The organism is Enterobacter sp. Cy-643, from assembly GCF_011752815.1.
Taxonomy (GTDB): Bacteria; Pseudomonadota; Gammaproteobacteria; order Enterobacterales; family Enterobacteriaceae; genus Cedecea.
Genome location: NZ_VWWV01000001.1, coordinates 1272627 through 1290941, shown reverse-complemented (window position 1 = coordinate 1290941; position 18315 = coordinate 1272627). Strand labels below are relative to the sequence as shown.

Below are 18315 nucleotides of genomic sequence, written 5' to 3'. Positions count from 1 at the left end.
TTTCGGGGTTACTGATTGCATCGCGTGAGTAAAATCCCTACATTACCTGGATTAAATGAGTCGGAGGCAGCATGGCGTTTTACAGTTCGGGCGTTGAGTACGGCATTCACAGCCTGATATGCATGGTGGATGGCAAAGGCGAAGGCCGCGAAATGAACGTGCGCGAAATCGCCGAACTGCAGGGCGTGCCCTACGACTACCTCGGTAAAATCTTCACCAAACTGTCCAGAGCGGGACTCGTCATCAGCAGCGAAGGCAAAGGCGGGGGCTTTATCCTTTCCCGTCCACCGGACCAAATCAGCGTGCTGGACATTGTGGCAGCCATCGACGGCGAGAAAAGCATTTTCGACTGCAAGGAGATTCGCCAGCGGCTGGCCGTCTTTGAAGAAACGCCGCCTGAATGGGCCTGCGAAGGGATTTGCGGCGTGCGCGCGGTAATGAATATTGCCCAGCAGCGGATGGAAGAAGCGCTGGCTCAGCATACCGTACTGGATCTGGCCCGCCGCATGTACCGCAAGGCACCGGATGAATTTGTTATCGAAGTGCAGGACTGGATCCGCGACCGGCGGAGCAGTTAGCCTTTTCCTTAGTACAATTTCGCAGATTCAAAGCCAGCCAGCGCATAAGTCGCTGGCTTTTTTGTTTAAAAAACAAGCTTAAACCGATAAAAGTAGGCTGGTTTAGCCATCCCCCATTCCGGACGTCCGAACGGCTTTCCCTCCCTACTTCCAGAACAGCACATTATATTACTTTCCGATCTAAACCACGGGTTTATGTTCTTTAGAAGCACCAGTTCGCCGCCCTATCATTCCATACATGAACACTTTTCATGTTGAGAGAGAAATGATTTCTGACTCCGTCCTGGACCTGATAGGCCACACGCCGCTGCTGCGGCTCAATCGCCTGGATACCGGCAGCTGCGAGTTGCTGCTTAAGCTGGAAAACCAAAACCCTGGCGGCTCAATTAAAGATCGCGTTGCCCTGTCGATGATCGAACACGCCGAGCGCAGCGGCAAGCTGCAGCCGGGAGGAACGATTATTGAAGCCACGGCGGGCAATACTGGGCTGGGGCTGGCGCTGATTGCCACGCAAAAAGGCTACCCGCTGATTCTGGTGGTGCCGGACAAAATGAGCCAGGAAAAGATTTTACATCTTCGCGCGCTCGGCGTGGACGTGCGTCTCACCCGCTCGGACGTAACCAAAGGCCACCCGGAATATTACCAGGATTACGCCTTGCGGCTGGCGGCAGATATTCCGGGCAGTTATTACATCGATCAATTTTCTAACGCCGCAAACCCGCTGGCCCACGCCAGCGGCACGGCCGTTGAGCTTTGGGAGCAAACCGGGGGCCACATTGACGCCATCGTCGTGGGGGTTGGCTCCGGCGGCACGCTGGGCGGTCTGCAGCAATTTTTCCAGCGGCATTCCCCGCAAACCGAGTTTGTGCTGGCCGATCCCTGCGGATCCATTCTTGCCGACGTGGTTGAGCACGGCAGATATGGCGAAGTGGGCAGCTGGCTGGTGGAAGGCATCGGTGAAGACTTTGTGCCATCGCTTGCCGACTTTGAGCGCGTCCAGCACGCATACCGGATCGGCGACCGCGAAGCCTTTTCCACGGCCCGTGAATTGCTAACCCACGAAGGCATCCTGGCGGGTTCTTCAACTGGCACCCTGCTCGCCGCCGCCTTGCGCTATTGCCAGGCACAGAACACGCCGAAACGCGTGGTCACCTTCGCCTGCGACAGCGGCAACAAATATTTGTCGAAAATGTTTAACGATCAATGGCTCAGCCAGCAAAACTTGGCGTAACTATTAAGGATAATTCATGAATAAATTTGCTACCCAGAGTGTGCACAGCGGGACTTTCGAGGATGCACACGGCGCGGTGATGCCGCCGATTTATGCCACATCGACTTTTGCCCAACCGGCACCGGGCCAGCATACCGGTTTTGAATACTCGCGCAGCGGCAACCCCACCCGCCAGGCGCTGGAGACGGCGATTGCCGAACTCGAAGGCGGCCAGCGGGGTTACGCGTTTGCCTCTGGTCTCGCGGCTATCTCAACCGTGCTTGAGCTGCTGGACAGCGGCAGCCATATTATCGCCGTTGACGATGTGTACGGCGGCACCTGGCGGCTGATTGAAAACGTGCGCAAGCGCAGCGCCGCGCTTCAGGTCAGCTGGGTTAAGCCGGACGATCTCGACGGCCTTCAGGCAGCCATTCGCCCTGAAACACGCATGATTTGGGTGGAAACGCCCACCAACCCGCTGCTTAAACTGGCAGACCTGGCCGCTATTGCGGATATCGCCAAACGCCATCACCTGATAAGCGTGGCCGACAACACCTTCGCTTCTCCCGCACTTCAGCGCCCGCTGGCGTCCGGCTTTGATATTGTGGTGCACTCGGCCACCAAGTACCTGAACGGCCATTCTGATGTTGTGGCCGGACTGGCGGTGGTGGGCGCCAATGATGACCTGGCCCAGCAGCTCGGTTATTTGCAGAATGCGGTCGGCGGCGTGCTTGACCCGTTCAGCAGTTTCCTGACGCTGCGGGGCATTCGTACTCTGGCGCTGCGCATGGAGCGCCACAGCAGCAACGCGCTTCAGCTGGCACAGTGGCTCCAGGCACATCCTGAAGTAGAAAAAGTCTATTTCCCGTGGCTGGAGACTCATCCGCAATATCAGCTTGCACGTCAGCAAATGTCGCAGCCTGGCGGCATGATTTCTATTGTGGTTCGCGGGAATGAAAAACGAGCCGAAGAAGTGATCCGCAAGCTGAAGCTGTTTACGCTCGCCGAAAGTCTGGGCGGCGTTGAAAGCCTGGTCAGCCAGCCCTTCAGCATGACCCATGCTTCTATTCCGCTCGAACAGCGTTTAAGTAACGGCATTGTGCCACAGCTCATTCGTTTGTCGGTGGGGATTGAAGATGCCGGAGATTTGCAGGCCGATCTCGCGCAGGCGCTAAGTTAGCCGAACGTTAATTGATGCTGCCATAAATATAAATGATGGCCTTTTGCTGGCTCTGAGCACATCCAGAGTAATACAAAAGGCCATTTATTTGCTGTGCGTTAATAAATTAAAGACGTTTAGTCTTTAACCAAAGTACTGTCGGCGTAAAATATCTGCCCCGTCGTCTATCGCTTTATGAATTGCTTTCACGCTGCGCTTTTCATCTTTTTCGGCCAGTGCTTCCAGCAGATCGTCGTAATTATGATGCCCCTGAGTCATTTCTTCCGACTGTGGGTACAGATAATTAAAGCATGGTCCAATGCGCACCCAAAGCTGCTCAATTAATACGGTGAGCGTTGGCATCTCTGCGTACTCAAACAGCTGGAAACGAAACTCCCGGTTAGCCTGCAGCGCAGCCTCAACGCTGATGTGCTTCGCTTCAAGAAACGCATCACAAAGCTGCTGCAGGCGGGCAAGTTTGGTTTTATCCATATAACGCGCCGCCTGTTCGACCGCCATACCCTCCAGATTTTTACGGATGGTTGTAATTTCGTGGTAGCGCCCCAGAGAAATTTCAGGCACCAAAAAAGCCTGCGCCGGCGTAGCGTCCAGTGCGCCAGAAGAAACAAGACGCAAAAGCGCTTCACGCACCGGCGTTATGCTGGTGCCAAGCTGCTCTGCAATCTCTTTGGTCACTAATCTTGCGCCGGGTTTTAAGGTTCCCACGATCAACGCACTCTTTAACCTGCCCTCAACTTGCATGGTTAAACTCATTCTTTGCGCTTTTTCTAAGTCAAGCATGTTTATTTCCTATAGCAAAATAACTACTTTGTATTTGCAGTTTAATAACTGGCTTGTCATCAATGGAGTATATAGGATATATCATGTACTCTTACCACAAATTTATACCACCATGCGAATTAACCTGACGAAACATTCGATATCCGTCAATAATTTAGACGGTAACGTATAGGGATTGACTACAATGAAAGCATCTGGCCGTAAGCTCGCAACTCTGGCTGTATTAATTAGCCTGGTAACCCCCTTTAGCTACGCAAGTGAATTAGTTATAGCCCAACCTGCTTCCGCCACCGCGATGGATCCAGGTTTTCTTAAAGAAGCCGCCACCCTGGTGGACAATATTTTCGATACGCTGGTCCTGCGCGATAAAAACATGCAGCTTCAGCCCGGCCTCGCAACCTCCTGGAAAGCGCTGGATGACACAACCTGGCAATTTGACCTTCGCCCAGGCGTCACCTTCACTAACGGTGAACCCGTAAACGCCGCGGCGGTGAAATTCTCGATTGACCGCATTCTGGACCCGGCCAACCATGCGCCAACCATCTCTTACATCCGCACCATTAAGTCGGTAGAAGTCACCGGCGACTATCAGGTTCGCATTCACACGGATGGCCCGGACCCGCTGCTGCCCACTCGTATGAGTCGCTATCCAACCTATATCGTGCCACCTGCTTATGTAAGTAAAGTCGGTGCTGCGGAATTTGCACGAAAACCTATTGGTAGTGGAGCATATACATTAAAAGAATTTATACCAGATGAACGTGTAGTTATGCAGGCTAATCCACATTATTGGCGTGGAAAACCCACAATTGACCAGGTGACCTGGCGGCCAATTCCGGAAGCAACCGCGCGTATTACAGCCCTGTTAACAGGTGAAGTACAGCTGGTTGACAGCGTTCCTGCCGACCTCGTTTCAACGCTTAAAAATAAGCCAGGCATTCACCTTGAGCAGGTGAAAGGCGGCGGGCTGACGATTTATCTCGGTCTGAAAAATGGTGAGAAACCTTTAAGTGATGCTCGGGTTCGCCAGGCGCTGTCGCTGGCGCTGAATCGTCAAGCCTATACCACCCAGCTGCTGCACGGTTTTGGTACGCCAACCGGCACCATGGCTGGCGCGAAGGACTTCGGCTACCTCAATGTTCCCGCCCCTGAGCAGGATATCGCTAAAGCTAAAGCCTTGCTTAAGGAAGCGGGTTACCCGGACGGCTTCACGCTGAAATTCCAGGCCCCGCGTCGCTACATCGCGAGTGCCGAAGTGGCGCAGGCGATTGTGCAGGACTTAGCCGCCATTGGCGTGAAGGCGCAGCTTGAAGTACCTGAGTGGTCAGTCTATACCCAGCAGGTAGCTTCCGGTAAACAGGCAGAAATGTACATGCTGGCGTGGGGGTCGACCCAGACCCTGGATGCCGATGCCGCGCTTTACCCTATTCTGCACTCCGGCGAGCCGTACTCCACGGTCAGCAACCCTGAACTGGATAAACTGCTGAACGCCAGCCGCTCGACGGTAGATGCGAAGAAGCGTGAAGTTATCCTGCAGGACATCCAGAAAGTTGTCGCCAAAGAGCAGCCGCTGATCCCGCTGTACCGCGAGGATTCTCTGTATGCCAACAGCGACAGCCTGAACTTTACCGGCCGCGCCGACGCACGTATCCCGCTGTATGATTTGAGGCTGAAATGATTTTTCCCGGACGCGCCCTGACCCGCCGCCCTCGCCGCCTGATTTCAGGTGACGGTGCGCTGGGGGGCTTATTGCTTGGCATCGTGATCCTGCTGGCACTGGTGGCACCGTGGCTACCCTTGCCCGACCCGTTAACCAACAACCTGGCGGATACCTTCCTGCCGCCGGGCAGCGAAACGGCAAGCGGGATGCACTGGCTCGGCACCGATCAGCTCGGGCGCGATTTGCTGGCAAGGATCCTGGCGGGAACCCGTCTTTCCTTGATGGTGGTGTTACTGGCGGCGGCAATTGCCGCCGTTATCGGCACCCTGCTGGGCATGCTGGCAGGCTATGTTGGCGGCTGGCTGGATGCCGTTATTATGCGCCTGATGGACATCCAGCTTGCAGTGCCGTTTATTCTTCTGATTTTACTGGTGATGGCGCTGTTCGGCACCTCGCTGGAAAACATTATTCTGATCATGGGCGTGACCAGCTGGGCTATCTATGCCCGCGTGGCGCGCGCCAAAACCCTTGAGCTTCGCGAGCTGGAATACATCGAAGCCGTTCGCGCCATGGGCTTTTCCACACCGCGTATTCTGCTGCGGCATATTCTGCCTAATCTCGCCACGCCGCTGGTTGTTCTGCTGACGCTGGATATTCCGAGGCTGATTGTGCTCGAAGCCTCCATTGGCTTTCTGGGAATGGGGATCCAGCCGCCCACGCCCACGCTCGGCAACCTGATTGGTGAGGGGCGTTCCTACATGCTGCTGGCGGAATGGCTGGTGCTGTGGCCGGGGCTGATTATCGCGGCGCTGGTGGTCGGCTGTAACCTGCTCGGCGACAGCCTGCTGCGTAAAACCCACACGAGGCTCGACTGATGCTGCGCTACATTCTTTCCCGCTTCGCGCAGGCCGTGCTGGTGATGTTTGGCGTCTCGCTGCTGATCTTTTATAGCCTGCACCTGACCGGTGACCCGGCTGCGGTGATGATGCCGCCTGGCTCTTCCCAGCAAGAAATAGACAACTTTCGCCACGCGATGGGTTTTGACCGCCCGCTGCTCTGGCAATACGGCCATTACCTGACCGGGCTGCTGCACGGCGATCTTGGCCTGTCGCTTCGCTATGACCAGCCGGTGACCGAACTTATCGCCCAGCGCGTGCCAGCCACGCTGTTGCTGGCCATTTCTGCCCTGGCGTGGAGCACCGTAGTTGGCCTGCTGCTTGGCGTGGTGAGCGCGGTCTGGCGCAACAGCGTTTGGGACTTACTCGCCCGTCTGTTTGCCTTTAGCGGCCAGGCCGTGCCGGTATTCTGGCTCGGTCTGTTAATGATTATCTGGTTCAGCCTGCATCTACGCTGGCTGCCCTCCAGCGGCTACGGCACATTCAGCCATCTGATTATGCCGGCCATCAGCCTTGGGGCCTATTACATGAGCGCCATTGCGCGCCTGGTGCGTGCCAGCCTTATCGACGTGCTGGCTCAGGATTACATCCGCACGGCCCAGGCCAAGGGATTAAGCGCCTGGCGAATTCTGATTCGCCACGGCCTGCGCAATGCGCTGATCCCGGTTGTCACCGTGCAGGGAATGTATTTCGCTTCCCTGCTGGGCGGCGCGCTGGTCACCGAAATTATTTTTGCCTGGCCCGGCATTGGCCGTCTTGCGGTGCAGGCCATTCAAAACCGCGACTTCCCGCTGGTGCAGGCGATTGTCCTGCTGGCCGCGCTGGTGTTTGTGGTGGTGAACCTGATCATTGATTTGCTGTACGTGGTACTGAACCCGAGGATCCGGCTATGAAGTCACTCGATGCAACGCTGGATCTCCTGCACCAGTTGACCCCTTTCCGCAGCGTGGCGGGCAATATCGACCAGCAGCGCGACCTGGCGCAGTGGCTTGAACGCTGGCTGGTTGAAGAAACTGACGCCGAAGTGCTGTATCCCATCAGCCAGCAGCTTCAGGACAGCGCGCCCCCGCTGGTGCATGTGCGGATTGATATTGGCTCGCCGCGTACCCTCGTGCTGTACAACATGTACGACGTGATGCCAGCCGAAGAAGATGGCTGGGAGGTCGATCCGTTCGTGGGCGGACTCAAACACTGGTCGGATAAAGGCGATGTGTTTATCTCTCGCGGGGCTGAGAACAACAAAGGCCCGCTGGCAGGCATGCTGATGGTGGTGCGCGATCTCTATCACTCGGGCCGCCTGCATACCAACATTGAGATCCTCCTGGAAGGCGAGGAAGAGATTGGCAGCGGTAATCTACGCCGCTACCTCGCCCGGCAGCCATGCCCGGTAGCCCCGGCAGAAGCGGTGCTTTTCCCTTCCCTGTGCGAATACGGCGGCGGCGCGCCGCGCATTTATCTGGGCTTCACCGGCCGCAGCGGTGGCCGTCTGGTGGTCAAAGGCGGCAGCTGGGGCGGCCCGAAAGCGGCGATCCACGCCAGTAACGCCGCATGGATTGATAACCCCATCTGGCGGCTGGTGCAGGCGTTAAACACGCTTGCGCCACCTCACGTCAACGGCGTGCTCGAAACGAACGAACTGGATGAAGAAGCCAGCTCCATTCTGGATGACCTTGCGCTGGAATTTAATCTGGCAGACGAACTGACTTTCCGCCGCAGCGAAAAATACGCCATCAGCGGCAACAGTTTCAGCCACCTGGCATACCTGCTTGGCAGCGCGGTGCTTAGCGTGTCGGAGATAGCCAGCCTGCCGCGCGGCGCTCAGGGCGTGATCCCGCCTGAAGCCTTCGCGGATCTTGTGTTAAGAACACCGCCCATCGTCGATGGCGAACGCCTGATGCGGCGGATAAAAGAGCAGCTTGCCAGCCCGGAGCTTGCCGGAGCCGTGCTTGAGCCAGGGGACAGCTATCCCGGCTATCGTTTCAGTATTGATGACGCTGGCGTGCTTGAGCTGATGGCGAGCTATCACCAGCAGCAGGCAAAACCGCAAATCTGGCCCTGGGCGCCAGGCTGCGCACCGGCCTACGCCTTCGCCCCTGTGGCACCAGCCTTCCTGATCGGCGGCCTGGGCTACGGCGGCAACGCGCACGGCGTGAACGAATTCGTCACGCTCAGGGGCCTACAACGCTACCAACAATCGCTTAATGACTGGCTACTCGCCTTTTAAATACGGCCCGCATCCGGGAACCAGACAGGATAATGCATGAAAAACGTCAATGATTTTGAACGTGTTACGCTCGGATTCTTCCCCACGCCGCTGGAATCTTTACCCCGCCTGAGCGACACGCTGGGCGTTAACGTAAAAATTAAGCGCGACGACTACAGCGGTTTTGGCGGCGGCGGCAACAAAGTCCGCAAGCTGGAGTACCTGATGGCCGAAGCCTGCCGCGAAGGGGTAAACGTGGTGATTACCACCGGTGGCCACCAGTCTAACCACGCGCGCATGGTTGCGGCGGCCGCGCGTAAATTTGGCATGAAGCCGGTGCTGGTTTTACGCGGCGATGAGCCACAGACTTATCAGGGGAATCTCCTGCTGGACAAACTGTTTGGGGCGGAGCTGCAGTTCCTCGACCCGGAGGGCTATTTCACCCAGATTGAAGGCGCGATGCAGGCCCATGCCGATGCGGCAACGGCGCGCGGCGAAAAGCCGATGATCATTCCCCTCGGCGGTGCCACGGCGCTGGGGGCACTGGGCTACGTTCGCGCCGTTGAGGAGATGGATGCCCAGCTTCGCGCCGCGGGGGAATCTGCCCCGGACGTCATTATCGCCCCAACCGGCTCCGGCGGCACGCTGGCCGGCCTGTATGTCGGCGCTCGCCGTTACTGGCCGAAAACGCAAATTATCGGTATTAGCGTCAGCGCCAAAGCCGACTGGTTCCAGACCCGAATCTCCGCCATGGCCGAGGACTGCGCTCGCCTGCTCGACTGGGATCAAACCTGGCAGCCGCAGGATATCCTGATCGAAGACGGTTTTGTTGGCAGCGCCTACGGCGTGCCTTCTGACGGCGGTATTGAGGCGATTTATCAGGTCGCTCAGCAGGAAGGCGTGCTGCTGGATCCGGTTTACACTGGTAAAGCGATGCACGGTTTGATCACCCTCGCGAAAGAAGGTCGCATTGCCGCCGGCAGCAGCGTGGTGTTCATGCACTGCGGGGGCTCTCCGGCGCTCTATCCGTTCGCTCAAAAACTTCTGGAGCACTGATATGCAGATAGTGAACCGTCAGCAGGTTGCCGACCTGGGGGGAAACGACCCGGTACAAGCACTGCAGGACATCGAGGAGACCGTGCGATTACTGAGGCGCGGCGAGGCAATGATGCCCGCCGAAACCCACGTCAACCTCGATACGCCGCTGGGGAAAGTTTATGCCCTGCCCGCCAGGGTCGGCGGACGGTTCAATGCGACGGGCGTGAAGTGGACGGCTCACCGCCCTCGCGCCAACGACGGCTATCCGCAGGCGATGGCTACCACGCTGCTTAACCGCGCGGACAACGGCTTGCCGATAGGCTTGGTCGAAAGCGGCAGCCTGACCGCGACCCGTACCGCCGCCGTGTCTGCCCTTGTTTTTAAACTGGCGGCACCGCGCCGCCCTTCACGTATTTTATTACTGGGCGCTGGCGTACAGGCTCGCGCTCATCTCGAGATGCTGGCCGCACATTTTCCCGATCTGGACATGGTCTACTGCTGGAATAAAACGCCGGAGCCTCTCGCCAACATGCTCAGCCATGCCGACAAACTCCCCTGGCCCGTTACCCAGTTTGAAACACTAAGCGATGCGCTGCGCCAGCACTGGGACGCGCTGATTACCTGCACCAGCGCCAGCGAGCCGTTTTTGCGTCCCGGCATCTGGCGGACCGGCACCCTGGTGCTACAAATCGGCTATCACGAGGTGGCCTTTGAGACGATTGCCGCCGCCGACAAAGTGGTGGTCGACAGCTGGGGCGACTTCAAGTTGACCAGCGCCAAAAGCCTGTTCCAGATGTACCGCGCCGGGCTTTTCGACGAAAAAAATGTCGCAGCAGATTTAACACATTTACTGGTCGATGGCTGGCGTCCGGCGGAAACGGACAAGGTGTTTTTCTCTTCTTTCGGCCTTAACGTATTTGATATCGCCCTCGCCGCCCGCGTGCTGCGTGCTGCTGCCGAACAGGGTACAGGCAGCAACCTGCCTTTTGGCTGGGAGATCGTCGATGCTGATTAACGCTCCCGATCTGGTAAAACGAATCGAGAACGGCGAGACATTTGCGCTGATCGATGTCCGTGAACGAGAGGCCTGGCAAACGGCCTCCTTACCGGGCGCACTGAATCTTAACGTCTACGACTATTTTGTGTCTGACTCGGGCCCGAAAGGTTACGCCGCGATGGCCGGAGCGTTTGTTCATGCCTGGCATCAGCTCGGTATCGCGAGAGGAGCCACGCCGGTGTTTTTCGAGCAAACCGTCGGGATGCGATCTCCGCGTGGATTGTGGTTCCTGTGGTTTGCGCTGGGTTCAGAAGGGTTGCTTCTGGACGGCGGCGTTGATGCATGGGTTGCTGCCGGCGGAGAGTTAACGCCGGGCAAAGGCCCGGCGGCGATTGTTTCTGACGCCGGCGCCCCTGAACGCCAGCCGGCTATACCTCAGCTGGCCGCCACCCGCGCCGAAGCAATCGACGCCGATCCGGCTATAGCTTTGCTGCTGGATGCCCGCAGGCCAACGGAATATGACGGCAGCTTTGTGCATGAATGCTGCGCGCGAGCGGGACGCATTCCGGGGTCAAGGCTGTTTTTCTGGGAAGATGTGGTCGAGAATGGCCGGTTCAAATCCGCAGCAGAACTGGCGAACCTCGCCGCCGAAGCCGGATTTACACCGTCAAAAAGAGTGATTACCTGGTGCCACCGTGGCGCACGCGCCGCCACGGTTCTGGTGGCACTCAAGCTTGCAGGTTATCAGGACGTGGCCGTTTATGTCGGCTCCTGGCACGAGTGGGCAGGCCACCCTGAACTACCGATGGCCAGCGGCCATTGTTGAGATCATTACAGGGAGCCAGTCTTCAGTTTAGACTGGCACTGCTGTCAGAGATGATTACAAACGCAGCACGTTGTTACTTTTTTACTTAATAACTCTTCTCTTGATGTGAACGTTGCTTCATTTTTACGTTTGATAAGAATGCAGGACACATCGGTTCAGTCCGGCATGTTTACGCTGATGGGTAAATGTTGCCGGATTTAAAAAAAGAGTAACAAAGCAGTATGGAACGCCTTTTAATAGGGCGCCCCATACAAAACAGCGTGTTTGAATCAGGCTCTATCATTCATGCTCATTTTCAAATGAACATCTCCGTCTTTCATTTTTCTAACGTCGAAAACTGCATCGGCTGGGAATAAATACTCATGTTCATTACCATTAGAAAATATATTCGGTATTTTCGTCGCTACGCCTGATACCCGAACGACGTGCGGGTCAAAACTAGCGGCGGTCTCCCTATCCGTAGTGGCAGCAGTGAAGCGGCCAGCGGCATACTGTTTATCCGTTGACAAATCATAACTATTTTCTATTTTCTTCGGCATACCTCTGTATAAAAATGTGTGTTCAGTTCCACTTGAATTGATGTAATCACTCAGCAGCTTTACACCAGCCGACTTCGGGAAATTTGAAAATTGAGTTATTTTCTCCTTTTTATCATCAGCATTTTTATAAAAATCATCACCGTTTGTTCGGAGTATTTCTGATATTATTTTCTTTGTATCGAAATGCTCAGAGCTTCCCTGGGCCCCTTCTTGTAATTGTCTTGAGCCATGATTTGTACTCCATATACCTTTTAATCCATTGATTTTTTTTACTTGTCCGGTCAGATCTACCTGGTTTTTTTAGGAGCAGGCTTAACGACCCTTCTTTTTGATAATGCTGCATTAACAGCATCATTTAATTCGTCCGCTCCCCATGAAATCCTTCCTTTATTTTGGTTTGCAGTGACTTCTTTATATAAATCATTCTCAGACCTTGCCAGTTGCACACCTTTAGCTTCAGCTATCCTGGTTTTTATAAGGAGACCAATCATTTCTTCCAGATATTTATTGCTTTCGGTTTGGCTCCATGCAACCGGGGCTTGTGTTCGTACTGGAGCTGAGGCTGGGGTCGGGGTCGGGGCTTCTGTAGCAGAACGCGAAAATAAATTACGGAACCACCGCCATACTGCACGAAAAAATGCTCGCCAACCATTGTCATTATCTGATACAGGATTGTTGCTGTGCAGGTTGTTCATGGATCTCTCCTGTGATTAATAGATACAGTCGCGAAAATAAACAGCACTCAGTGCGTGCCGGTCACGCCTTTGTAGATGCTTTCGCAGGTCTGGGCTCTGACGCTGACCCGGTCAGCGTATTCCGCCAGTTCTCCCGCTCTTTTGTCAGCGCTTCCGAGCACGTCGGTAAGCAAAATTCCGGTGTCGGCTCCTGCCGCGCCTCCGGCGGCAGCGGCGGAAAGTTTGCTGGTTTCACTGGCTGCAAGTTGCCTGCGGATGGCGGATAAGGTTGTGCGCAGCTGCTCACCAGCCCGCAAAGCACCATCAGCATCAGCACGCGCTTTGGCAAGTTGCGCATTCGCCACATCGGTGGCTTTTGTCGTTTCGTCACGTCGCCTTTTCTCCTCATCTCGCTGTCTGGCCTGCGCGCTGGCCAGCGCCAGCGCATCTGCTGTCTGACGCTTTTCATCCTTAAGCTTCCAGGCTGAATCTGCCGCGTCATATCCCGCCTGGTAACGAATGTGTGAAAACGTCCACAGCGCCAGCAAAATCAGCCCTCCAGCGCTCAGAGGTTTCCAGATTGCCCGGATAATAGTCAGCATGATCAAAATAACGCCGGCTCACGCGGGCGGCGTGGTAATAAAATATCGATCACCGGCAGGGAGACGCCTTTTTGATCCGATTTGTCGGAAATACTGTCAGCCTGATACATTATTAACTCCCGTTCTCAGATAAGCTCGGTTATTCAGATGTGCATATTTTAAAAATAATAAAGTCAGCGGCTCAGAGTAAACACGTAAAAGCGCAGTCAATCACGACACATGGCGCGGGTTGCGGAAACGATATCACCCCTTCTATTTTATTTAATGTAAGACATCAATTTACCGGGTGCGCCACATCATCTGCATTCTCGCAGGCAAAATTGTCGTACATCACTGTTGCCGATACTCATAAATAATTAACTGCCAGAAAAAACCCACAAAATAAATCGTTATAGCGCGCTAATGACAAATGCGCGAAACGGCCAACGGGGTGTTGTTAACTTCCGTTGTGAATAGTTTTTTACCCTGTTTGTTTTATCTAAAAAAAATTATAGGACCAAAAAACAATAAATAATAATAGTTAGTGGATATTATTAAAGCAATCAGCAATAGGTGCAACCTATCTGTTACTGGTCATTCAAATAATCGACGCGGACGATATTTTTAAATAACCCACGGCAATAGTTATAGTGAATTATGTAAGTTATTTGAGCACCCAGAATATAAATAAATCCATCTGCTGTATGGTTAATATTTTAGCGTCCATAATTGAGATCATTGTCTTCCCTGACTGTCTTAAACCTGCGCAAAAACCTGGTCCTCTACGTCTGGATGGCTTTAATTAAAATACTGTGGCAACAGGTAGTTAATACTCCCTAAGAAATGGGCGGTGAATATTCTAAAACCCAAAGGCAGGGCTATATTCCGGCGCATAACCTTCACGCCTAAGTTGCCCATAAAAACATCGTAACTCGCTCAATGAATGAATCTGAATAACATCGCCAACAGGATGTACAAAAATAGGTTTATCAGTAACATCAAATCCAGGACTAAAAGGATTTCCTGTTTCATCATTATGCCATACAAGTTTCCCCCCTCTATATCCCTCGGAAGTAATTTCTATATTTAGGGTATTGATAATTGTTTTGCCGAACAAATGCAAATTACCCATATTGACATCTTCATCCTGACCGGGTAACGCTTTGGGCTTAAGATAATCGAGATTAAAGTTCCCCCTAATAAGCTTTGGGGGCACAGTCAATGGCCTTATGTTAATCGATTGATTTTTCCTTGGGATGATTGAGAATAAATCATAATCCGCTGTTATTGGCTGAGCGTTGACATATTTAACTCCTGACTCTTTGGGATTTGTCATGACTCGCACAGGATTAAATTTAGCATCAAACACCTGTCCATTATCCCTGATAACAAAATATTGTCGACCGCTGGGGTAGTCGGCGAAGTAGCGCCCTCCGCCATAACTTGTGAGATTTCCAGTCTTAATTAATTCATTTATGCGGGATTGACTGATTTTTAAATCAATTGCTTTTGCTCCCTTTTTGACTGAAGAGGTTAAGTAATCACTCTGCTTGCTGTAGGCATATATTGGGACTTTAGAGTAAATGGGATTTTCTGCGATAAAACCTGCAGTAGGGCCTGTAGGACTGGATTTTACTTTCATATGAAAATTCTTCGATGGGTATCCTTCACGTAATAAAGCCTCCCCCAGTGGGTTCGGCGCTCTAATCCCAAGAACAACATTATATCTACGTGATACCCGTTTAAATGCCTCAACATATAACAAATTCATAGAGTAATTGAACTCCTCGCCGTCAAGTGTTCCCGCTAATTGCTGTGTTTCATCTATAAAACTGTCTGTGCCACCTAAAATTTAATAGATGACACCGGGATTTTTTCCACAGGAGGCTAAATCACCTTCACAGGCAGCATCTGCGTCGTACCAGGTAAATGTTGGGTCTCCAGTGAGAGTTTTGCCCCCGCAGGCAGTGCGACCGCTTACCCGGAGGTAATAACCTGTTGCCATAAATCCCTCTATTTATTGTGTATACATTCCGGTAGTCATTTTACAATCAATCGGCATATGCACAACAAAAATGGACTTAAGTTAAATTTATTTAAAAACAGAAAGAAAGATTCTGACTTTGACTGATGTCTTGCACGGGTCATCGACCTCTAGTCAAGGCCGTTATTGGCTGGGTAATCTCACCGCGAATGACGGCTCAGCTGGCATCCGATGCGTTACTGACGATTCTGAACTGGAAAAGGAATGGCGGAGCCCAACAACCTTTATGCGGATTGAATAGCGAGGGGATAAGATAGGGTAAAGACGTGGTCGTTTACGTCGACACCTGGCGCTCGTGGGCAGGCCACGCTGAACTGGCGGTAGCTAGCGGGGAGTAATCACCCCGCCTTACGCAGCTTCAGCGCCTGCTGAATATCCGGCGCGGCGGCAATCAGCTGCCGCGTATATTCATGTCGCGGCCTGTCCAGCACCTGCTTTGTGGCCCCGGTTTCAACAATTTCACCGTGATACAGCACCACCACTCTGTCACACGCCTGGCGCACGGCGCCAAGATCGTGGCTGATAAACAGCACGGTTAACCCCAGACGGTCACGCAGATCGGCGAGCAGGGCGAGGATCTGGCCCCGGACCGAAAGATCCAGCGCCGAAACGGCTTCGTCGGCCACCAGCAGTTCGGGTTCAAGCGCCAGCGCGCGGGCGATGGCAATACGCTGCCGCTGCCCGCCGGAGAAAGCCGACGGCAGGCGATTTGCCGCCTCGGCATCCAGCCCCACCAGCGCCAGCAATTCACGAACGCGGCTTTGAATTTCCCCCGCTGGCCTTAATTTATGCACCCGCAGTGGTTCAGCTATTTGCTCTCCGACGCGCATCTTCGGATCGAGGCTCGCATAGGGATCCTGGAAAATAATCTGCGCCCGGCGGCGCATCCCCTGCTGTTGCTCACGGCTGGCGCGGCGCACGTCCAGACCATCAAAAATAATGGTGCCGCTGTCAGCCGGAATTAAGCCTATGGCCGCCCTGCCGAGCGTCGTTTTACCCGAACCGGACTCGCCGATCAGCCCGACAATTTCACCTCGTTCGATTTCGAGGCTGGTGGGCTTCAGCACGGTCTGGCGGCTGACGGGGAAAAACGGCAGCGCATGCCCCTGCGGGTAGCTTTTGGTGAGCTGCGACAGCTGCACCAGCGGCGAACGGGTAACGTCTTTGCGCCTGGCGGGCTGAGGCTCCGGCTGAGAAGCGGCAATCAGCCGACGGGTGTAGTCGGCCTGCGGGGCGGTCAGCAGCGTTGGCACATCGCCCTGCTCAACAATATTGCCCTGATACAGCACGCAGGCACGGTCTGCATAGCGAGCCACCACGCTTAAATCGTGGGTGATGAACAGAATGCCCATCGCCATTTCCTGCTGCAGTTCCTGTAGCAAAGTCAGGATTTGCGCCTGAATGGTGACGTCCAGCGCGGTGGTGGGTTCGTCGGCAATCAGAAGCGCAGGTTTGCAGCTAATGGCGCTGGCAATCATCACGCGCTGGCGCATGCCGCCGGAAAGCTGATGAATATACTGTTTTGCCCGCTGCTCAGGGTTCACAATCCCGACCCTGTCCAACAACGCGACCGCCTCACGGTGCGCCTGCTTCCAGCTGAGCTTTTGGTGGCGCACCAGCACTTCCGCAATTTGCTCCCCCACTTTCAGCACCGGGTTCATGCTGCTCATCGGCTCCTGAAAAATCGTGGCGATTTGCTGCCCGCGAAGCTCTCGCGGATAGGTTTTCCCAACCGCAGAAACAACCTGCCCGTTAAACGCTACGTCACCGCCCGTTTGCCGCACGCCCCCAGGCAGCAATCCCATAACCGCCAGCGAGGTTAACGTTTTCCCTGAGCCAGATTCACCCACCAGTGCCACAATCTCCCGGCGTGCAACGCTGAATGAAGCGTCTTGCACCAGAGGCTTGCCTTCCAGCGTACTGATACAAAGCGAATTAACGGTTAACAGCGGATTTTGATCGGTCATACGGGTTCCAGACGGGCGCTAACAGCGTGATTTTTGAGACTATAATATCTGCCCCAATGCGACAAGATGAATTGCTGATAGCTTATTCATTTGGTCATACTCTCCGGCGTTATTTATACTTTGGTCATGCCGATCTGATGTGATTTCCGCCATGACAACCCAAACTCTTCCCCGCCGCTGGGCGCTGCCTGCAGGCCTGCTGGCTTTGTTGCTGAGCGCGATGGCGCTGGTCTTTATCAGCCATCACTGGAGCGCGTTTATTCAGTGGTGCCTGAGTATGCAAATCGCTCTGCACCGCTACCTGGTCTTCTATTTACTGCAAATCAACAATCATCAGTACACCGGCGGCGTCTGGCTGCTGGTGGGTAGCTTCTTTTATGGCGTCCTTCACGCCATTGGTCCCGGGCACGGCAAATTTATCGTCACTACCTACCTCAGTACCAACCAGGAAACCCCTCTTGCCGGGCGAGTGGTACCGTTTCTTGGCAGCATGATGCAGGGCGTGAGCGCCATCGTATTTGTCTTTGTGCTGGCGATTGCGCTTAATTTGTCCAGCGGCGATCTCAGCGAAAGCCGCTGGTATGTGGAAAAAATAAGCGCGGTGATGATTGGCTGTTTCGGGATCTTTATTGTGCTGAAAGCGCTGCGACAGCCGGCGCCGCTCAGGATGAAATCCTTCACGCTGATAACCAGTGATGCAACAACGCTGAATCATCATTCACACGATGATCGGTGCGGCTGCGGGCACAACCACGGCGTAGGCTATGATGGCCGGAACGGTAACTGGCTTACGCACCTGGGCGTCATTCTGGCGATTGGCGCTCGGCCCTGCAGCGGGGCGATCATGATTTTGGTGTTTTCGAATGCGCTGGGATTTATTAGCTGGGGCATTGCCGCGGTGATGACGATGGCTCTCGGCACCGCCCTGTCGATTCTCGGGCTGTCCATGCTGGTCACCCGAACCCGCGACTCGGTAGGCAAACTCTGGCTTTCACGAACGCCCACTCAGGTTCGCATTATCACTACCGGGCTGAAAGTTATGGGTGGCTTGCTGATTGTGCTTTTTGCCGTGGTGCTGTTTATCACCACGATTCCCGTGAGCGCCAGCGGCGACTTTATCGCGGCGGGCTGCTAGCGCGGAA

General features: G+C 54.4%; 16 protein-coding genes and 2 pseudogenes. 11 read left to right on the top strand and 7 right to left on the bottom strand.

The window, feature by feature from the left end; all coding sequences use genetic code 11:
• Positions 1–71: 71 nt before the first annotated feature.
• The 3 genes and pseudogenes from F3J29_RS05960 (at position 72) to F3J29_RS05950 (ending at position 2968) form a co-directional block, all read left to right on the top strand.
• Complete coding sequence (locus tag F3J29_RS05960) at positions 72–578, top strand: RrF2 family transcriptional regulator (protein WP_166863798.1); 507 nt, start codon at positions 72–74, stop codon at positions 576–578.
• 265 nt (positions 579–843) lie between these two features.
• A pseudogene (locus F3J29_RS05955) lies at positions 844–1803 on the top strand (PLP-dependent cysteine synthase family protein); the annotation flags it as partial.
• 22 nt (positions 1804–1825) lie between these two features.
• The gene (locus tag F3J29_RS05950; RefSeq protein WP_166863794.1) at positions 1826–2968 is read left to right on the top strand and encodes a trans-sulfuration enzyme family protein; all 1143 of its coding nucleotides are present in this window, start codon (positions 1826–1828) and stop codon (positions 2966–2968) included.
• A 123-nt stretch (positions 2969–3091) separates the two neighbouring features.
• On the opposite strand, the gene F3J29_RS05945 is transcribed toward F3J29_RS05950, so the two are convergent.
• Positions 3092–3748, bottom strand: coding sequence for a GntR family transcriptional regulator (locus F3J29_RS05945; RefSeq protein WP_166863791.1), 657 nt, complete (start codon positions 3746–3748; stop codon positions 3092–3094).
• Between the two features lie 184 nt (positions 3749–3932).
• Between F3J29_RS05945 and F3J29_RS05940 the strand changes: the two genes are divergently transcribed.
• From F3J29_RS05940 to F3J29_RS05910, 7 genes are read left to right on the top strand one after another with little or no spacing between them, the layout of a single operon-like run.
• On the top strand, positions 3933–5426 hold the full coding sequence (locus F3J29_RS05940) for an ABC transporter substrate-binding protein (RefSeq protein ID WP_039293428.1): 1494 nt from the start codon (positions 3933–3935) through the stop codon (positions 5424–5426).
• Positions 5423–6283: an ABC transporter permease gene (locus F3J29_RS05935; RefSeq protein WP_166863789.1), complete on the top strand. Its 861-nt coding sequence runs from the start codon at positions 5423–5425 to the stop codon at positions 6281–6283. The genes F3J29_RS05940 and F3J29_RS05935 overlap by 4 nt, the downstream gene beginning before the upstream one ends.
• Positions 6283–7197, top strand: coding sequence for an ABC transporter permease (locus F3J29_RS05930; RefSeq protein WP_166863787.1), 915 nt, complete (start codon positions 6283–6285; stop codon positions 7195–7197). The genes F3J29_RS05935 and F3J29_RS05930 overlap by 1 nt, the downstream gene beginning before the upstream one ends.
• Entirely contained in the window at positions 7194–8528 is a 1335-nt protein-coding gene (locus F3J29_RS05925; RefSeq protein WP_166863785.1) for a M20 family metallopeptidase, read from the top strand. Before F3J29_RS05930 ends, F3J29_RS05925 begins: the two co-directional genes overlap by 4 nt.
• Positions 8529–8564: 36 nt before the next feature.
• Positions 8565–9563, top strand: coding sequence for a 1-aminocyclopropane-1-carboxylate deaminase/D-cysteine desulfhydrase (locus tag F3J29_RS05920; protein ID WP_166863782.1), 999 nt, complete (start codon positions 8565–8567; stop codon positions 9561–9563).
• A 1-nt stretch (position 9564) separates the two neighbouring features.
• Positions 9565–10560: an ornithine cyclodeaminase gene (locus F3J29_RS05915; RefSeq protein ID WP_166863780.1), complete on the top strand. Its 996-nt coding sequence runs from the start codon at positions 9565–9567 to the stop codon at positions 10558–10560.
• A complete protein-coding gene (locus tag F3J29_RS05910) occupies positions 10550–11368 on the top strand; it encodes a sulfurtransferase (protein WP_166863779.1) in 819 nt (272 codons plus the stop codon). The genes F3J29_RS05915 and F3J29_RS05910 overlap by 11 nt, the downstream gene beginning before the upstream one ends.
• A gap of 269 nt (positions 11369–11637) precedes the next feature.
• Here the strand turns inward: F3J29_RS05910 and F3J29_RS05905 are convergent, their stop codons facing one another.
• The 6 genes and pseudogenes from F3J29_RS05905 to F3J29_RS05885 all read right to left on the bottom strand — a co-directional run bounded on the left by F3J29_RS05905 (position 11638) and on the right by F3J29_RS05885 (position 17173).
• A complete protein-coding gene (locus tag F3J29_RS05905) occupies positions 11638–11907 on the bottom strand; it encodes a hypothetical protein (RefSeq protein ID WP_166863777.1) in 270 nt (89 codons plus the stop codon).
• A gap of 287 nt (positions 11908–12194) precedes the next feature.
• Positions 12195–12602: a hypothetical protein gene (locus tag F3J29_RS05900; RefSeq protein ID WP_166863775.1), complete on the bottom strand. Its 408-nt coding sequence runs from the start codon at positions 12600–12602 to the stop codon at positions 12195–12197.
• A gap of 47 nt (positions 12603–12649) precedes the next feature.
• A complete protein-coding gene (locus tag F3J29_RS05895) occupies positions 12650–13183 on the bottom strand; it encodes a DUF2514 family protein (RefSeq protein WP_166863773.1) in 534 nt (177 codons plus the stop codon).
• Positions 13184–14021: 838 nt separating this feature from the next.
• Positions 14022–14378 carry a DNA gyrase gene (locus tag F3J29_RS22835; protein ID WP_353620543.1) on the bottom strand — a complete coding sequence of 119 codons (357 nt, stop codon included), beginning with the start codon at positions 14376–14378 and terminating at the stop codon, positions 14022–14024.
• A 237-nt stretch (positions 14379–14615) separates the two neighbouring features.
• Positions 14616–14933, bottom strand: a pseudogene (locus tag F3J29_RS22830) (anthrax toxin-like adenylyl cyclase domain-containing protein); the annotation flags it as partial.
• 611 nt (positions 14934–15544) lie between these two features.
• Positions 15545–17173, bottom strand: a complete 1629-nt coding sequence (locus F3J29_RS05885; protein ID WP_166863769.1) for a dipeptide ABC transporter ATP-binding protein — start codon at positions 17171–17173, stop codon at positions 15545–15547.
• 151 nt (positions 17174–17324) lie between these two features.
• Here F3J29_RS05885 and F3J29_RS05880 point away from each other — a divergent pair, with 151 nt between their 5' ends.
• Positions 17325–18308 (top strand): nickel/cobalt transporter, encoded by a 984-nt coding sequence (locus F3J29_RS05880; protein WP_166863767.1) that lies wholly within the window; start codon positions 17325–17327, stop codon positions 18306–18308.
• Positions 18309–18315 lie beyond the last annotated feature (7 nt).